Source organism: Paenibacillus sp. FSL H7-0942, from assembly GCF_045040715.1.
Classification (GTDB): domain Bacteria; phylum Bacillota; class Bacilli; order Paenibacillales; family Paenibacillaceae; genus Paenibacillus; species Paenibacillus amylolyticus.
In genome coordinates this window covers 97,154-113,509 of sequence record NZ_CP150279.1, presented here as the reverse complement: position 1 = coordinate 113,509, position 16,356 = coordinate 97,154, and the positions used below count along the sequence as shown (strand labels likewise).

Annotated in this window: 19 protein-coding genes, 1 tRNA gene and 1 riboswitch; of the genes, 9 read left to right on the top strand and 11 right to left on the bottom strand. The window is 46.4% G+C overall.

The window, feature by feature from the left end; all coding sequences use genetic code 11:
- Positions 1 to 23: 23 nt before the first annotated feature.
- The 5 genes from MHI48_RS00540 to MHI48_RS00520 all read left to right on the top strand — a co-directional run bounded on the left by MHI48_RS00540 (position 24) and on the right by MHI48_RS00520 (position 5,091).
- Complete coding sequence (locus MHI48_RS00540; protein WP_076329950.1) at positions 24 to 2,015, top strand: M1 family metallopeptidase; 1,992 nt, start codon at positions 24 to 26, stop codon at positions 2,013 to 2,015.
- Between the two features lie 10 nt (positions 2,016 to 2,025).
- Positions 2,026 to 2,877 (top strand): hypothetical protein, encoded by an 852-nt coding sequence (locus MHI48_RS00535; protein ID WP_076329959.1) that lies wholly within the window; start codon positions 2,026 to 2,028, stop codon positions 2,875 to 2,877.
- Positions 2,878 to 3,122: 245 nt separating this feature from the next.
- A riboswitch (cyclic di-AMP (ydaO/yuaA leader) is annotated at positions 3,123 to 3,260 on the top strand.
- A 3-nt stretch (positions 3,261 to 3,263) separates the two neighbouring features.
- Positions 3,264 to 3,734, top strand: coding sequence for a C40 family peptidase (locus MHI48_RS00530; RefSeq protein ID WP_036607285.1), 471 nt, complete (start codon positions 3,264 to 3,266; stop codon positions 3,732 to 3,734).
- A 355-nt stretch (positions 3,735 to 4,089) separates the two neighbouring features.
- Entirely contained in the window at positions 4,090 to 4,584 is a 495-nt protein-coding gene (locus MHI48_RS00525; RefSeq protein WP_036607287.1) for a GNAT family N-acetyltransferase, read from the top strand.
- A 150-nt stretch (positions 4,585 to 4,734) separates the two neighbouring features.
- Positions 4,735 to 5,091 carry a cytochrome c gene (locus MHI48_RS00520; RefSeq protein WP_036607288.1) on the top strand — a complete coding sequence of 119 codons (357 nt, stop codon included), beginning with the start codon at positions 4,735 to 4,737 and terminating at the stop codon, positions 5,089 to 5,091.
- Positions 5,092 to 5,165: 74 nt separating this feature from the next.
- Here MHI48_RS00520 and rbsK read toward each other — a convergent pair whose 3' ends face one another.
- From rbsK to MHI48_RS00500, 4 genes are all read right to left on the bottom strand, one after another.
- A complete protein-coding gene (gene rbsK, locus MHI48_RS00515; protein WP_076329951.1) occupies positions 5,166 to 6,149 on the bottom strand; it encodes a ribokinase in 984 nt (327 codons plus the stop codon).
- Between the two features lie 44 nt (positions 6,150 to 6,193).
- Positions 6,194 to 6,490 carry a 4a-hydroxytetrahydrobiopterin dehydratase gene (locus MHI48_RS00510; RefSeq protein ID WP_076329952.1) on the bottom strand — a complete coding sequence of 99 codons (297 nt, stop codon included), beginning with the start codon at positions 6,488 to 6,490 and terminating at the stop codon, positions 6,194 to 6,196.
- Positions 6,491 to 6,520: 30 nt separating this feature from the next.
- The gene (locus MHI48_RS00505) at positions 6,521 to 6,676 is read right to left on the bottom strand and encodes a hypothetical protein (RefSeq protein WP_179086614.1); all 156 of its coding nucleotides are present in this window, start codon (positions 6,674 to 6,676) and stop codon (positions 6,521 to 6,523) included.
- Positions 6,677 to 6,740: 64 nt separating this feature from the next.
- Positions 6,741 to 7,034 carry a hypothetical protein gene (locus tag MHI48_RS00500; protein ID WP_074092938.1) on the bottom strand — a complete coding sequence of 98 codons (294 nt, stop codon included), beginning with the start codon at positions 7,032 to 7,034 and terminating at the stop codon, positions 6,741 to 6,743.
- A gap of 233 nt (positions 7,035 to 7,267) precedes the next feature.
- On the opposite strand from MHI48_RS00500, the gene motA reads away from it, so the two are divergent.
- Both motA and motB read left to right on the top strand, forming a co-directional pair.
- Entirely contained in the window at positions 7,268 to 8,068 is an 801-nt protein-coding gene (gene motA, locus MHI48_RS00495; RefSeq protein WP_036607291.1) for a flagellar motor stator protein MotA, read from the top strand.
- Positions 8,055 to 8,873 (top strand): flagellar motor protein MotB, encoded by an 819-nt coding sequence (gene motB, locus MHI48_RS00490; protein WP_036607292.1) that lies wholly within the window; start codon positions 8,055 to 8,057, stop codon positions 8,871 to 8,873. Before motA ends, motB begins: the two co-directional genes overlap by 14 nt.
- A 217-nt stretch (positions 8,874 to 9,090) precedes the next feature.
- Here the strand turns inward: motB and rluF are convergent, their stop codons facing one another.
- Both rluF and MHI48_RS00480 read right to left on the bottom strand, forming a co-directional pair.
- Complete coding sequence (rluF, locus tag MHI48_RS00485) at positions 9,091 to 9,792, bottom strand: 23S rRNA pseudouridine(2604) synthase RluF (RefSeq protein WP_036607293.1); 702 nt, start codon at positions 9,790 to 9,792, stop codon at positions 9,091 to 9,093.
- Between the two features lie 18 nt (positions 9,793 to 9,810).
- Positions 9,811 to 12,150, bottom strand: a complete 2,340-nt coding sequence (locus MHI48_RS00480) for an ATP-binding protein (RefSeq protein WP_076329960.1) — start codon at positions 12,148 to 12,150, stop codon at positions 9,811 to 9,813.
- Positions 12,151 to 12,482: 332 nt separating this feature from the next.
- Between MHI48_RS00480 and tadA the strand changes: the two genes are divergently transcribed.
- Positions 12,483 to 12,989, top strand: coding sequence for a tRNA adenosine(34) deaminase TadA (gene tadA, locus MHI48_RS00475; RefSeq protein ID WP_076329954.1), 507 nt, complete (start codon positions 12,483 to 12,485; stop codon positions 12,987 to 12,989).
- Positions 12,990 to 13,032: 43 nt separating this feature from the next.
- Positions 13,033 to 13,602, top strand: coding sequence for a GNAT family N-acetyltransferase (locus MHI48_RS00470; RefSeq protein ID WP_076329955.1), 570 nt, complete (start codon positions 13,033 to 13,035; stop codon positions 13,600 to 13,602).
- Positions 13,603 to 13,859: 257 nt separating this feature from the next.
- Here MHI48_RS00470 and MHI48_RS00465 read toward each other — a convergent pair whose 3' ends face one another.
- The 5 genes from MHI48_RS00465 to MHI48_RS00445 form a co-directional block, all read right to left on the bottom strand.
- On the bottom strand, positions 13,860 to 14,954 hold the full coding sequence (locus MHI48_RS00465) for a hypothetical protein (protein WP_076329956.1): 1,095 nt from the start codon (positions 14,952 to 14,954) through the stop codon (positions 13,860 to 13,862).
- A gap of 234 nt (positions 14,955 to 15,188) precedes the next feature.
- Positions 15,189 to 15,341: a small acid-soluble spore protein P gene (locus tag MHI48_RS00460; protein WP_036607296.1), complete on the bottom strand. Its 153-nt coding sequence runs from the start codon at positions 15,339 to 15,341 to the stop codon at positions 15,189 to 15,191.
- Between the two features lie 21 nt (positions 15,342 to 15,362).
- A complete protein-coding gene (locus MHI48_RS00455) occupies positions 15,363 to 15,539 on the bottom strand; it encodes a hypothetical protein (protein ID WP_179086615.1) in 177 nt (58 codons plus the stop codon).
- A 29-nt stretch (positions 15,540 to 15,568) separates the two neighbouring features.
- Positions 15,569 to 15,907 carry a hypothetical protein gene (locus MHI48_RS00450; protein ID WP_036607297.1) on the bottom strand — a complete coding sequence of 113 codons (339 nt, stop codon included), beginning with the start codon at positions 15,905 to 15,907 and terminating at the stop codon, positions 15,569 to 15,571.
- 192 nt (positions 15,908 to 16,099) lie between these two features.
- Positions 16,100 to 16,188 (bottom strand) — tRNA-Ser (locus MHI48_RS00445).
- Positions 16,189 to 16,356: the final 168 nt, after the last annotated feature.

Genomic DNA, 16,356 nt, shown 5'->3' with positions numbered 1-16,356 from the left:
TTGTCAACGGGAGGTATTTAACGATGATTCCACGACGCGCCAAGAGCTGGCTCACTGCATCCCTGGCCCTGTGTGTACTTGCCGGAGGGATATGGATCACTCTGGGTTATAATCGCTCAACTCATTCCGAATTGCCAGTACTCGCCCCCGAATCGGGCAAGCCTAAGGCAATAGCCCCAACGCCATCACCTCCAGAAAGTGTACAGACCCCTACTGCCGAAGTGTACAGCAACCGTGTTGTGGAATATCACATGGATGTAAAACTGGTCGAAGGGAATGTACTGGAAGGGACTCAGACGATTACCTGGACACATCCAGGTAAAAAAACCGTCAGCGAGCTTTACTTTCATATGTATCCCAACGCCTTCTCTTCTGCTGACACCACCTTTATGAAGGAATCCGGTGGAAAACTTCGGGGTGATGTCATGCCTACCAATGGTTACGGCTCCATGAACATTACCGAAATGAAAACGGAGGACGGGCTCTCTCTGCTACACCGGATGCAGTATGTGCAACCAGATGACGGAAATATCAAGGACACCACCCTCATTAAAGTACGCTTGCCCAAACCCGTCAAAGGCGGGGAAAGCATCACGCTCCACACCCGATTTAAAGTGAATCTGCCGAAGATTTTTGCCCGGATGGGAACTGCTGATCATTTTGTCATGGCAGGTCAATGGTTTCCCAAATTAAGTGCCTATGAACCTGTGGGCAGACGTGGACGAACAACGGAAGGCTGGAATCTGCACCAGTACCATGGCAATTCAGAGTTTTACGCTGACTTCGGTATATATAGTGTGCGTATTCGGGTGCCTGAAACATACAAAGTGGCTGCTACCGGATTTCCGACGCAGCAAGCCGTGGTGAAGAATGGAGAAAAGGTCTATCAATTCTATGCCGATGATGTGCATGATTTCGCCTGGGCGGCCTCACCCGATTTTGTGTACGCCGAGGAACCCTTCTCTGCACCCAATGTGCCTGGTGTACGAATCAAGTTATATCTGGACCCTGCTCATCAGGATCTGAAAGAACGTTATTTCTACGCCGCGAAGGCCGCTCTAGCCAATTATAGCAAATGGTTTGGCCCATATCCTTACGCTACCTTATCCATCGTAGTTCCACCCAAAGCGGGGAACGGCGCAGGAGGTATGGAATACCCTACGCTAGTTACAGCCTTTGGAGCCGATGACACCACGCCAGGTTATGACCTGGAACGTACCGTAGTCCACGAGATCGGACACCAGTACTTCTACGGCATGGTTGCCAGCAACGAATTCGAGGAAGCCTGGCTGGATGAAGGGTTCACCTCTTATGCAGAAGACAAACTGATGGAGCAGGAATACGGATTGATTCCGAATCTGCCGGTACAATCGGGACTGATTACGTCTCCTTCATCCTTAACACAAGAATCCTGGAAGTTCGATTCACAGAATGAGTATGCGGCCAATGTCTATACACGTGGCAAACTTGTATTGCTTGGTATCGAACATCAAGTCGGTGCCAAAAAGATGGAACGTATTCTCTCTACCTATGTGAAGAAGTACCGTTTCAAACATCCCACTTCATCTGATTTTCAGAAAATTGTGGAACAAGTGACCCGCACTTCCTGGTCTGATTATTTTGATCAATACGTCTATGGTAACGGGATGGCTGACTTTGCTGTAGAGAAGATTCGTATTACGCCCGTACAGAAAGACGGTCAAACATTGTACGAGTCATCCGTGACGATCGCAAAAAAAGGTAGTGATTACAGCGCCGTTCCTGTTCGCATTGCTTTTGAAGACGGGCATATCCTCACCAAGCAATGGAATGGCAAAGAAGAGCGCATCACGTATAAATTAACTCACACATCCCCCGTATCCTGGGCCATGACCGATCCCCTGTACTCGATCGTGCTGGAGAACCGCCATATGAACAATTTCCTGAAATCCGGACTGGATGAGCAGACGAAGTCCCGCTGGAGCATGAGTGTAACCAAACTAATAGAAGCCATATTCGGAGGTCTGTCATGGTGAGGTGGAAACGGTGAAAGCGAAAATACGTGAAGGCTGGTTTCTCGTCCGTCAGCATATGTTCATTGCTGCACTCTTATTTCTCTATCAACTCATTTGGGGATATTTCTTCTATCGAATGGTACAATCGGCCGTCATCCCACTGCTCCTTCGCTATCCAGATGCTGATGCCGGTGAGCTGAGTACACTTTTGTTCAAAATGGAAAGTCAACTTAACCTGTCTACCCATCCGGAGGTTCATCGTTATCTATGGATTCTCGGGGGCATGCTGCTGGTTCGCATGTTGATCAGCCCCCTCATTCAGGCAGGACTGCTCTACTCACTTCAGCACTTTAATTCTACAGAAGAGCGTATCCCCTTTGTCCGCGGAATCAAAAATCTGTGGAAACCGATGCTGCTGCTCCACACCATACGTACATTATTGATACTTCTGCCCGCCTACTGGCTCATACCGAAGCTCTACTCGATTCTCATGGACGGATTTCATTCCCTTCAATTACTTTTGCCTGGCATACCTTATGTTGCTGCCTGGATTGTATATGGTTGGATCATCCACCATGTCATACTCTATATGCAGTTCGGTGTTTCGGCACCAGAAGGAGAAGGCGGGGCTCACGGTACCCTCAAAGCACTCTGGATTGCACTGCGTCATATCATCGCTGTAATCGGCATTGCATTACTGCTGGGCGGAGTACACCTGCTCGTCTTTGGGGCATTCACTACAGCCTCATGGTTATTAACGGGACTGACCGGACTTATACTACAACAGACGTATCCACTTGCCAGATGTCTGTTGAGTCTGTGGAAAATATGCAGCCATTTCCGATTATGGCAGTCCAAAATATCCAAAGGTGAGAGCAGATAGTTTAAAAATTGTTACCATCACATGTTAAACTCATGGCCTAATATGTACTTATAAATAGGCAAACCTCAACCTTTCCCCGTCAAAGGTCGAGGTTTTTTTTGCTAATTTTGTTGCTAAACGTTGCCAAAGCCGTACTCCTCTGTTACAATAATCGCAGTGAGTTTTTAGTAACAACTTTGTAATCTTTACATTCATATTTGTAACTACTTAAAATTAAATCGTCATTTCTTGATTTCGCAGGTGCATAACTAGCATAGCCAAATTCCTGGCACCTGGGAAGCGGGGGAACCAGTTATGGGTGAATTGATCTTGCTACAGAGGGATCATAGGGGACCTTCAACCGAATCCTTAAGCTAACCTCGCAGGCATTGGAAGGGGAATATCTCTTGTTCAAGAAGAAATTAACCGCAGCTGTACTTAGCATCACATTCGCTTTATCGCTTGGTGCAGGTAGCGCATTCGCAGATTCAAAGATGGACACAGTAATTGATTCAGCAATGGGAACTACATACAAAAGTGGGGGAACAACGCTTAACGGCTTTGACTGCTCCGGATTTACACGGTATGTATTCGACAAGTTGGGTATTGATTTGGCACGCCAATCCAGTTCCCAATTCGACATGGGCGATTCCGTATCCCGCATGGAGATGAGAGCTGGCGATCTGGTGTTCTTTAATACAACAGGTAAAGGCGTATCCCATGTAGGAATCTTTGTAGGGGATGGAAAGTTCGCACACTCCTCTTCTTCCAAAGGCGTTACGATCAGTGCATTGAGTGAAAACTATTGGGCCAATCGTTATGTTGGCGCAAAACGGATTATGAGCACGGACGCATATGAATCACTGGCCCTTGACTAGGGACAAGCTGAGCAACATGATGCTGTAACCATTAAACATACTGGAACGAAGCAAGAAGCATAACAGAACCGCCCGGTACATTCTCCGCAGGAATGTATCCGGCGGTTTTTTTGTGCTTCAATCCTTATTCATGTTGCAAGTTATACTCGGGGCATATCCTGCGACATCAACAGGTTCATTTTGCGTTCGTTCGTCCGTGCCCTTATGATGTTTTTACCCATCCCGTTATAATATAAACGAAATTACCGGAACTTTTGTTTCATTTTTTTTCTTGGGAAGGAAGACTTGCTAAATGAACATCACTTTTGTAGAGTGGACAAAGAGTTCTGTTTCAAGGAAAGGAGCATGCAGGTGTATGAAGGAAACCCCTGTGACGTTTCACGTTGTACCCATGCGAGAAGAACATGCGGAGCTTATCTGCAGTTGGCAGTATGATCCGCCTTACAATATCTACAGCTGGCTCCCCTGGGAGCAGATGAAGGCTCTGGAAGTGGAATTCGGAGATGCACAGCTGCGGCAGGAGCAATATGCAATCGTCCTGGATCAGAACGATCGTATATGTGGGTTTGCTCAATACTTCCCACTTCAAGGGGTAACCCGGATTGGCCTTGGCATGCATCCAGAGCTTTGTGGTCAGGGTCAAGGGACAGCTTTTGTCACTGCCATTGTACAGGAAGCTATTCGCCGAAATCCCACGAATGAGATTGATCTGGAAGTACTCACTTGGAATGCTCGTGCCATTCAAGTCTATCTGAAGAGTGGATTTGTCACCCAGGATACATACGAACGACAGACCCCAAGCGGCTTGAAGCCCTTTCACTGTATGGTTTATGAAGGGCCTCGCGGTTAGAATCCATTGCAAAACAACCAAATTTGCCCCTTGTTATGTGATTAGTTCAAAAAATTCCCACAAAATGCTATGATGTCAGTACAGGTTCCGTTATAATGATATGGATAGTTTCAGGTTAGATGATCTTTCATTCTGGAGGGGACATAAGGGATGCACAAATGGATCATGAGCGGAGTATTTTTTGCAGCATGCGCTTTAGCTATTGTTTTAATGTTTACGCTTCCAGGGAAAGAAGAAGTGGCTGAAGAAGCCAAGCCAACCATGCCGGAAGTAACATTGGATGCCGGACAAGCTGAAGCACTGGTCAAAGCCAATTGTATCTCCTGTCACGGGGATCAGCTTCAAGGTGGCGTAGGACCTGCTCTGGCCAACATCGGCAGCCAGGATGATCTGGAGAAGATCTATTCTACGATTGTCAAAGGTAAAGGTGGTATGCCTTCCTTCAAGGGCAAACTGCAGGACGAAGAGATTGCAAATATCGCCATGTGGCTGTCAGAGAAGAAATAATCTCTGCACACGCATAACAAAGAGGCCCTTAATCCCCTTTTCGGAGAATAAGAGCCTCTTTGTTATATCAATTATTAAGCCTCTGCGTCATGCTCAGCCAGAAAGGCCTCAACTTCACGTGCGGACGGCATCCCGGACTGGGCGCCGAGCTTTGTCACGGATAACGCGGCCGCACCCATGGCGAAGCCTACGGCCGCGTCCAAAGTCTCACCGCGCGCGAGGGCTACCGCCAGCGCGCCGTTGAAGCAATCGCCAGCGCCGGTCGTATCCACGGCGCTTACGGCGTAGCCGGGCGCACGGCACGCGCCGGCACGCCCTGCTTGTACGCGTCCACCAGGCGCCGCCGCGTACACAGCCCCCTCGGGGCCGAGCGTCGTGACGACAGCGGCCCCGAGGGATGCGGCGAGCTCTGCGACCGCCGCATCCAGGTCTTCCGGCCGGAGATGATCCCGGCCGGTAAGCACGGCAAGCTCACTGCGGTTTGGCGTGACAACGTCGACGCACCGCAGGAGCTCCTGGGGCAGACCCGGCACCGCGGGAGCCGGGTTGAGCACCACCAGTGCGCTGCCTTCAGCCGCCAGTTGGGCGGCGCGGGTAACCGCTGGCAGCGGGATCTCCAGCTGTAGCAGCACCGCTGCGGCTGCAGTCAGGCTTTTTACCGTATCCGCCTCTTCCAGCATTTCAGGCGCCACTTGCCCATTCGCACCAGGAATAACGATAATCCGGTTGTCTCCCCGAGAAAGCCAGATGGAAGCCGTCCCTGTAACCGTGTCTTCCAATATGCGAACCTGCGAGGCATCTGCACCACTTTCCGTCAGACTGTGCAGCAGACGTTCGCCAAAACCGTCCGATCCCACCGCACCAATCATCGTAGTCTGTCCACCCAGACGCGCAGCGGCAACAGCCTGGTTGGCCCCTTTGCCACCAGCGAGATAATGCAGCTCCTCACCGCTCACCGTCTCTCCCTCTTCCGGAATCGTGTCTGTCTTCACCACAAGATCCATATTGAGACTGCCTACGACAGCAATAAGAGGTTGTTTCTGATTATAGTCTGACATGTATGGTTCACTCACTTCTGGCCTCGCGATAATAACCGACCTCGTTATTGCGACCTCATTTTGTCATATGCTTCGTTATATTGCCCTGCTTCCTTGATATCTACAGATGTGATACCACCCGCATCCCATGATGTGAGACGCAGTGTAATCGTTGTATAATCAATTGTAATAAAAGGATGATGATTGAATGCTTCCGAGATCGCAGCGACCTCATCCACAAATGCAATCCCTTTCATGTAGTTGGAGAACACGAATTTACGTACAATCCACCGTCCCTCTTCCAGTTCCCAGCCTTCCAGCCTTCCCAGATGAGCTTCGACTTCCTCTTGCGAAAAAACCATGCGTTATCTTCCTCCCCATAGGATGGTACATTACAGACATGCGTCCGTATAACCACCGACACCTTCGGCGCAATCAACAGCAACCTCAAAGGCCAGGCTCACCGCCATGCGGTTGGCCCATTTCACGACTAACATCTTACCACGGACAAGCTTCAAAATCCAATCAACTACATGGCATAGAACCAATAACCATAAGGCTTTGAGGGGAATTCCAATTCCATTTACACCCCTAAAGATGCAAGTAAACACACTAAATTAAAGGTACAAATGTCAACTCTTCTTCCCCGATCAAAATATGAATGCGGTGCTGTTCCTTATCATGGATGACCACGCCACTTCCAACCGGAATAACGGACTCCTCGCCCAGTGCATAGAACAGATCCTCCGCCAACGCCTCATCCACTTCAAGTTGGTCAGATGCAGCCAGTCTCTCCCACTCTTCCGCGTCCATTTCAAAGAAAACATACCGATCCGGTATGCGTCCGATTGCCGTTGTCAGATCTGTCAAAATTCCTTCATAATCCCGTCCATGCTTTACGCCCATTGGCTTTTCACTCCTATTCGGCCCCTAAGGAGCGGATTTGATCTTATTATACCTGAAAATAGCCCTTAAAAAAAAAGGCCTTCTGGTCGATAAATACATATATGACCGTTTTAACTGTCTTCGCAACCGTAAGGAATGCCTAACATTGAACGGATTGCGGCCAAAAATTCGTCCGGAAGCCCGAACACAGCCGCTTGAAAGGATTCAATTTTATCTCATGGATGAGGTGTATGATGAACATTTCAACGATTATTGGACTAATTTTGGGGCTGGTCTCCCTTGTATTTGGTATGTTCTTGAAGGGTGCGCCCTTAATCAACCTGGTTAACAATCCCGCAGCCTACATTATTATCTTTGTTGGTACGGCAGGAACCATCTTTATCGCATTTCCGATGTCTGAAGTTAAGAAAATCCCTAAGCTTTTCGGGATTGTTTTCAAAAATCAAGTACTTATTGATCGCGTATCCCTGATCGGCACATTTATGGATTGGGCTTCCACTACCCGTCGTGAAGGTTTGCTTGCACTGGAATCAAAAGTAGAAGAGATTGACGATCAGTTCCTTCGTGGCGGTATGCGTATGATTATAGACGGCAACGATCAGGAATTTGTAAGTGATGTGCTCATGGAAGATATTCATGCTACAGAGGAGCGCCACCGTGGCAGTGCCTTGATCTTCGCTCAGGCGGGGATGTACGCACCAACGCTCGGGGTTCTCGGGGCCGTTGTAGGTCTCATCGCAGCACTTGCCGATCTCAGTGACATGGAGAAACTCTCCCATGCGATTGCGGCAGCATTTATCGCAACACTCCTTGGTATATTTAGTGGTTACGTGTTATGGCACCCGATGTCTAACAAGCTGAAACGGATGTCCAAGCAAGAAATGGAGATCAAGCTGATGATGGTTGAAGGACTGTTATCCATACAATCCGGTGTCTCCACCATCGCCATCAACCAAAAGTTATCCGTATTCCTGACACCTTCCGAACGTAAACAACTGGAAGAGAAGGAGGGATCACCAGGTGAAAAAGGCTAAGAAGCACGAACCACATGAAGAGCATATAGACGAGAGCTGGTTGCTTCCCTATTCCGACTTGATGACCTTGTTGCTCGCTCTGTTTATTGTATTGTTCGGTATGAGTTCAATCGATGCAGCTAAGTTTGAGCAGATGGCTTCCGCACTAAACAGTGCATTAAATGGAGGTTCCGGAATTCTGGACCATTCGTCCATGAATCCGGATACGCCAGGTGCTGATTTGGGTAAGAACAAACAGGAACCTACAGAAATCACCAAGAAAACACCAGCTCAGATTACAGATGCACAGATGGCTAAGAAAGAACAAGAAGACCTGGAGAAACTCAAAGAGCGACTCGACAAATATATCTCGAAGAACGGACTTTCAGACCAGCTGAACACCAAGCTGAATCAGTCTGAATTGAAGATCACCATCAGTGATAACGCCCTGTTCTCCTCAGGCCGAGCAGATGTGAAGCCTGAATCACGATCCCTGGCGAAAGCAATCTCAAGCATGCTGCAGGAGTTCCCTGAATATGAAGTGGTTGTATCCGGTCATACCGATAATATTCCCATTTCGAACAACCAATATAAGGATAACTGGGATCTAAGCGCAGATCGTGCGCTCAACTTCCTGAAAATCCTGTTGCTGAACTCGCAATTGGACCCTTCCAAATTCACACCAAGTGGTTATGGAGAGTATCACCCAATTGCCAGCAATGACACCAATACGGGACGGGCACAGAATCGCCGTGTAGAGGTATCTATCATTCGGAAGTATCAAAGTAACAATACAAATGTAAAAGCCGTTGGCGGAGGAAACTAGAGGCCTGCAGCGATTCATTAACCAAAGACCGTTCTCCAGGTACAAGGAGAACGGTCTTTTGGGTTTATATAAGGCTTATGCCTGGTTCATCTACATATTTCCTTACTATTCGGTATTATTGACTAGTCTTCATTAACTCTGCTTTCCAAAAAAAAGCCCTGCGCTCCTTTTCGGAAAGCAGAGCTTTAATCGGTTAAATTAGTCGAACTCGAACCAACTATTCCAGTGAATAGTCCAACAGACCGCCCAGCTCCGCTTTTTCAGCAGGGGTAAGCTCTCTCCATGAACCTGTCGCCATTTCTCCAAGATGGATGTTCATGATCCGAATACGTTTCAACTTACGAACCTCGTAACCAAAGGCACTACACATCCGCCGAATCTGACGATTCTTTCCTTCAGTCAGGATGATACGGAATACTCGATCCGTCATCCGGGTCACTGTACAAGGCAGGGTCATTTCACCCAGGATCTTCACCCCAGTGCTCATACCCCTAAGGAAACTCGGGGTTACAGATCGATCAACAGTGACGATATACTCTTTCTCATGGCGCCCTTCTGATCTAAGAATCCGGTTAACGATATCACCATCATTGGTCATCAGGATCAAACCTTCCGAGTCCTTATCCAGACGTCCAATAGGAAAGATACGTTCATCGTGCCCGACAAAATCAACGATATTGCCCTGAATATGCTGCTCGGTTGTACTTGTGATCCCGATCGGTTTATTCAGCGCGATATATACGTGTTTTCTCTTTTCCTTGATTGGCTTGCCATTGATTCGTACATCGTCGCCTTCTTCTGCCTGACTGCCCAGTTCAGCCTTAACTCCATTAATGGTTACCTGACCACTATCCACCAACTTGTCGGCTTCACGCCGGGAGCAATAACCTGTTTCACTAATAAATTTATTAATACGCAAAAGGTAATCTCACCTCATCTATTTCTCTTCATCTGTAAGTGTGTCATCTGTTACCTGATCTACCTCAATAACTTCCGGTTGTTGCTCGGATGCAGGCAGTTCAATAATAACCGTTGTTCCCTTGTTCATGACGCTTTTAATATCCATCATGCCCTTATGTGATTGAATAATGCGCTGACTGACCATCAGGCCAAGCCCTGTTCCAGACTCTTTATTCGTAAAGAAAGGCTCCCCAAGCTTGGGCATCATCTCTTCCGGGATACCGATCCCTTCATCCCTGATCTCAATTCTGACGCGTTTCGATTGCTCGTCATGCTTGAGCTTGATATGGATGTTTCCTCCATTTGGCATGGCCTCCATACCATTTTTCAGCAAATTGATGAATACCTGCTTCAACTGGTTCTCTTCACAGTGTACCATAGCCGAATCGGATGAGGCACGCAGTACAAATTCTACACCATGCAGATGCGCCTGACTATCCAGTAACGAGATGACATCGCCAAGAATAAAACGAATGTCCCGATTCTGAAAATGAACCGCCTGCGGTTTCGCCAGAATCAAAAATTCACCAACAATAAGGTTGATTCGATCCAGCTCTGATAACATCAGATCCAGATGACGATGATTCAGCTTGTTGCTCTCTTGCTGTAACTGCAGGAATCCGCGCAGCGTGGTCAGTGGATTACGAATCTCATGTGCCACACCTGCTGCAAGCTGGCCCACGGTTGTTAGCTTCTCAGAACGTCTCAGCAGCTCTTCCATCCGATTACGGCTTGTAATGTCCCTGGAGACACTAATGAGCGCGGTAATCTCTCCAGCCTCGTCTCGTACCGGAGCCGTACTGACACTGACCTCTACTCGGGTCCCGTCTTTCTTCATCCAGGTAGTTTCGTTGGACGTAATGGACATCCCCTCAACGAGTTGGGCATGCTGACGTTTCATTTCTTCTTCTGCCTCTGGCGGGATGATCTTCAGATTACGACCTTCCACCTCACGACTTCGAAAGCCATATAATTGTTCAAATGCGCGGTTAACCCGAAGCACTTTTCCTTCAAGATCCGTAATGTGAATGGCATCCGCTGTCTGATTGATAATGGATTCCAGATGTTCTTTCACCGCCCGATTCTCTTCATACATCTGTTTCAGACGGCTCGTATAATGGCCCAGATTACGAATCATGGCATTAATACGATTGGCCAGCTGGCCAAGTTCATCCTTCCTCTTTACTTTCAGACGGAAATCAAAGTGCCCATCCGCTACATCATTCACTTTGCCCAGTATGGATTGGATCGGACGTGTAATATACCCTGCGAGCAAATAGCTGCCAAAAATCACAATCTCCAGCAAAACCAACGATATGGAGGCATGGCTCACCAACTGCTCAGATACCATGGAGGATATTTGCTTATAGTCCATGACAATACTGATCACATAGGAAGACTGATTGGGTGTGAAAATGGGAATAAAACTCTTCAGTACCTTCTGTTCGTGCGTTTCACTGACAAAAGATACATTTTGCCCTGTTCGAATGGCGCGCACCACAGCACGATGATCCTCATCCGTAGAACCATACTGGTATGTACCAAAACGAATCGGTCTGTTATTCAACTTGCTAAAGTTCGAATCTCTTCCGTCATCACCCATGTTCGGGCTGCCAAAAGTCAACGGATTGATGCCTGTAATCTCCAGAATGGAGGGATTGACCTCACGAATTTTATTTAAAATCTCATCCGGACTAGAGATTTTCACATAGTCATCAACTTCCGTATTATTATAGAAGGGATTGATTATGTAGTTTCTCTTTCCATCATGGTAGTAACCCCAGATATCAATATCCGAAGGACTGGATGTCGAGTATTCGAATCCATCTGACCAGAAATGCTCCAACTTCTGCCCTTGGGGAATCGTCACCTGCTGTTTTTCAAACAATTGCTTAAAGGCCTGATACCAATATGTCATGGATTTGGTGGACAGCCCGATTTCTCTCGGATCTGAGGAGCGGCTAACAACGATGTCATCATCCGTCTGCTCCATTAACGAAATATGTGAGACGCCGACCTTTTGGCTCAAGCGTACAAGTTCTTCATTTGTGATATTATTAATATCCGGGTCCAATTCTTCCGCTGCCATAACAGCAGCAAGCCACAGATTGTTTCCAATCTGCCGTTTTACATAATCCGAACTGTATTGATTCTGTTCGACAGCAATTGCAATCTGCTTTGCAGTGAGCACCATCTTGGTTTCACTGTCCTGCCTCAGATTCTCTTCTGTAGTATAATAACTCAGTGCGATATTCAACACTAAAATAACGAGCACTGAGCACGACATAATCATGGATAATTTCGTTTTAATAGACAAGTTTTTTTGTTCACCTCTCGGCTTGTACCCTCTGGCGATATATGGCAAAACCTATCTCCATCATAACGCTTGTATGTCTTTTTGAAAAGGATAATTGACCCGTGTCCAAAAGTTACCGAATGACTGAAAAGCTCGAAATTCGTTGTTTTTTGCATTTTCGAACTCTACAATGAAATTAATCACTATATTTATCCACATACCCACAGGCTTGTGGATAGTTTGTTTATAACTATGTGAGCAACTACACGGTTATCCACAATTCTATACACAACATGTTAACAACCCGAATATTTGTTCGCTGAATAAACGATTTTGGAAGGAGTTATATAGTAATGACTGACCATTTTCTTCAGACCGATCTTGCGCATTTATCTGAGGAAGCTCAGCATGAGCACTGGATGCGAGAGGCCATTGCCGAGGCCTACAAAGCTGAGGCTCTTGGGGAAGTGCCGATTGGAGCTGTAATCGTACAAAATAACCAAATTATTGGTCGGGGATACAATCTGCGTGAAACTACACTGGATTCCACCGCCCATGCAGAGATGGTGGCTATTCGTCAGGCCAGCGAGACCATCGGAGCTTGGCGTTTGTTGGATTGTTCTCTGTATGTCACATTGGAACCTTGTCCAATGTGTGCAGGTGCAATTGTACAATCCAGAGTTCCCCGGGTTATCTACGGTACGGCTGATCCCAAGGCAGGCTGTGCAGGTACACTGATGAATCTGCTACAGGAGCCGCGTTTTAACCATCGCACCGAGGTTATTGCGGATATTCTCCAACCTGAATGCTCCACGATGCTAACTCAATTTTTCAGAAGTCTGCGCCAAAAGTTAAAGTAGTCACCGACTACAAACATCCCAATTAGAAAGGAAGTGTGCTGTAATGGCACTAACACTCTATGATACAGCCAATGGCATAAGCCTTCGGTTGCTCACACCCCAAGATACACAGTCCTATTTGGACCTGATTCAGGTCACACGCGTCCCCTACCAGTCTGTAGAACCCGTGCGAGACGATGAATTCTATACACTGGATGCTCAGACTCGGCGGATTGAGGATCGGGTCAAGGCAGCAGAAGATGGTACAGGATATCAATTTGGAATCTATACTATTAAAGACAGCCTGCTAATTGGACAAGTAAGTATCAACAATGTCGTATTCGGCGTTGCCAATTATGCGGATATGGGTTACTTTATCCATCCAGATTATCAGGGTGGCGGACGAATGACAGCAGCGGTTAAACTAGCCGTAGCTTATGGCTTCCGTGCGCTAAAGTTAAATCGGATTCAGGCTGCAGTATTGCCCTCCAACAAAGGTTCACAGCGCGTTCTGGAGAAGAACGGATTCCAGTTTGAAGGTACTGCTCGCAAATACCTCAAGATCAACGGCAAATATCAGGATCATCAGATCTATGCTGTACTTGCTGAAGACTTGGACGAACTTGCAAACTAATTAAGAAGAAACGTATCCTCTCAACCGTCTGCATTCCAATTCAAAAATATACAAATTTAATGTACAAAACCGCACTACCCTAGCTATGTAGGAGAGAGTGCGGTTTTATTTATATAGATCACCAGCCACGATTCAAAATCAAAGATCATTATTTTGCGTATATCCCCTCTTACGCTGTCTAACAAAAAAAACGCCTGTACCCAAGCGGAAGGAAATTATCCTTCACTTGAATCACAGACGGTTTGAACTCAGCGAGATTAGTATCCGTATGAAGCGTTCATCAGTTCTTCGAACTCTTGCATAGTAATTACGTCATCGCCAGTAGGAATGTTGATTTTGAATGCTGCTTTTTCGTTAATCTTGGTGTACGTATTGGAACCGGTAAATGCCAATTTCACTTCGTCTTTTGTATCTTCTGGCTTGATCAGCACATCAGCGACCATCTTTTGATATACAGGGAAGTCGTTTTTGTCCAATGCGAAATCGATGTTGAATTGGTTGATTGTCAGAACATCTTTCAATTTATCCAAGTCTTTAGCCATTTCAGCCTGATCTGCTTCAGTGATCTTCAGATCTTCTTTAGCTTTGTCGATATCAGCCTGATCCATTTGCAGCATTTCACGATATTCCTCTTTGGACAGAATATCCAATACTTTAGGCATAGCTTTTGTTACCAGTACAGTAACTGCTTCTTTAACATTGTCATTATTCACCGAGAATTGTACAACTTGCTTCGCATCTACACCTTCAGGAAGTTGTGCATCTTTGGTGTCTAGATTTTTGAAGAATTTAGCTTGATCGTACTCGCTCAGCACTGCGTCCATGACTTCGTTGCTCAGCTTTTGCGTTTTGGCTGCGTCCATAGCATCAGGGTTCCATTCTGTACCCTCTTGCTCAGCCAGTTCTTTCAGGTCAAGTTCCAGGAACTTGTTAACAACATTCTCCGGAATCGGGAAGAACGGAATATTCGGCACTTTCACATAGAGTTTCTCTGCCGTCATCACCATTGGGATGTTAAAGGTCATACCCATGTCGCCTTTAAGCTCGATGCCAAGAGTCATCTCTGTCTGCATTGGCTCACTTTGGTATACACCTGTTACATTCAACTGAGCATCCTTCAGCATGCTCATAAACTGAGTCATGGTAGGATCAGTTTGTGAAGCATCCCCAGGTTTATAGCTCAATTCATTAATGGTGAAATTAGAACTCATTTCATACGAAGTCAATTTGGAAGCATTGGCCGCAGCCGTCTTCAATGCCTCTTTTGGTTCCTGCTTGCTGCTACATGCTGTCAATGCCATAGATACGGTCAACAGCAACGTGAGAAGAAGCGCCCCCATACGTTTAGTCATTTGTTTCTCTCCTCTCGTGATAACCCCAAAAAAAGTAATTCAATATCAATGATATACCATATCACCAGATACCGAAACCTAATTTGGGAAAAATGTGATCTTTCCTCTTTAAAATGGCTACAAAGACCTATGTCAGCTTTGGGAATAACCATGTGCCTGTCTTTATATATGTATGAATACGCAAAAGCCCCCTGTTAGGTAACAAGGGACTTTTGCGTGATTCTGTTTCTTCTATTAACCTTGGGGGTTCAAATGATCCACATGATTTTGATTTTTTACTTTTTTGGAACCGGATAATGGTTCCTGCATGGAAGAGCGTTTGGATGAATGACGATGCTGTTCGGATGCTTGCGCTTCCGGTACGGGAATTGTTTTTGGTTTGCTCATATTATTGCCCCCTCATCATTGTTAGGAATGGGATGGGTCCCTATCTTCCGTTTTGTCATGATTCAGTGCATCCTGATGACGGCGATCATTAATATCTTGCTGAATTTGCTGGGCATGATGACTGTTTACGGCAGGCTTCTCAAGATCATCGACTACATTTTGCAGGTTTTTGTCTACTCCCGCTTTGGCTTTAGTCAATTGAGTTCACTCCTTCAGATTTCAGGCTATTATCTCGTCTGGGATTGTAATGACTGGGCGCATTCATGAATGTGCCGTGTATAATCGTGAGCCAGTTCCTGAATCGGTTCTGTACGCTCATCCGTCGTTCGTCCATCCCGTTCCACATCAATCAGCTGTACGCTGACTTCACGGGAATCGACATATGCACATTTGAAATCAAAAGAGTACATCTCGTGCCCTGCTGTAGCAATGTGTATCCGAATCGCCTGCTGATCGGCTTCATCGGCCATTACCTGAGCCTGGTCTCCAACATTCAGGACTTGAGGCAAACGTTCTTGCCAAGCCCCTACAAGCTCTGTCTGATCGATGTTTAACTCGCGGTTCATCTTACCACCTCCACTCCTATAAAGTGCGGCGATGAAGATGTTTTTATACATATTATCCTTATTCAAAATATAACGTTGTACTGAGCAACGTATACATCGGTCACCAACCTGTATGCTCACTACGCTGGACAAACTCACAACGCAAAAAAGGACCCGAGCGAGATCGCTCGAATCCTTGTTATAAGTGTAGTATGGCGGAGAGGGTGGGATTCGAACCCACGTGGAGTTGCCCCCTAACGGTTTTCAAGACCGCCCCGTTATGACCGCTTCGGTACCTCTCCAGGGAAATTAATTTTTATAAACTTGCCACAAAAAGTATCATACCACATCTCGACATTATAATGCAACCTTTTTATATTAAAATTATGATCCCTTATCAGACAACTGCCTCAGTTATACAAAACACTCCAATCCGCCATTCCGAAATGACGGATTGAATTTGTATTCCC

Bases quoted from the DNA above. Each gene is read 5' to 3' on its own strand.
- MHI48_RS00540 (WP_076329950.1), top strand. From the start codon at position 24: ATGATTCCACGACGCGCCAAGAGCTGGCTCACTGCATCCCTGGCCCTG.
- MHI48_RS00525 (WP_036607287.1), top strand. From the start codon at position 4,090: ATGAAGGAAACCCCTGTGACGTTTCACGTTGTACCCATGCGAGAAGAA.
- MHI48_RS00520 (WP_036607288.1), top strand. From the start codon at position 4,735: ATGCACAAATGGATCATGAGCGGAGTATTTTTTGCAGCATGCGCTTTA.
- rbsK (WP_076329951.1), bottom strand. From the start codon at position 6,149: ATGTCAGACTATAATCAGAAACAACCTCTTATTGCTGTCGTAGGCAGT.
- MHI48_RS00510 (WP_076329952.1), bottom strand. From the start codon at position 6,490: ATGGTTTTTTCGCAAGAGGAAGTCGAAGCTCATCTGGGAAGGCTGGAA.
- MHI48_RS00500 (WP_074092938.1), bottom strand. From the start codon at position 7,034: ATGGGCGTAAAGCATGGACGGGATTATGAAGGAATTTTGACAGATCTG.
- motA (WP_036607291.1), top strand. From the start codon at position 7,268: ATGAACATTTCAACGATTATTGGACTAATTTTGGGGCTGGTCTCCCTT.
- tadA (WP_076329954.1), top strand. From the start codon at position 12,483: ATGACTGACCATTTTCTTCAGACCGATCTTGCGCATTTATCTGAGGAA.
- MHI48_RS00470 (WP_076329955.1), top strand. From the start codon at position 13,033: ATGGCACTAACACTCTATGATACAGCCAATGGCATAAGCCTTCGGTTG.
- MHI48_RS00465 (WP_076329956.1), bottom strand. From the start codon at position 14,954: ATGACTAAACGTATGGGGGCGCTTCTTCTCACGTTGCTGTTGACCGTA.
- MHI48_RS00460 (WP_036607296.1), bottom strand. From the start codon at position 15,341: ATGAGCAAACCAAAAACAATTCCCGTACCGGAAGCGCAAGCATCCGAA.
- MHI48_RS00450 (WP_036607297.1), bottom strand. From the start codon at position 15,907: ATGAACCGCGAGTTAAACATCGATCAGACAGAGCTTGTAGGGGCTTGG.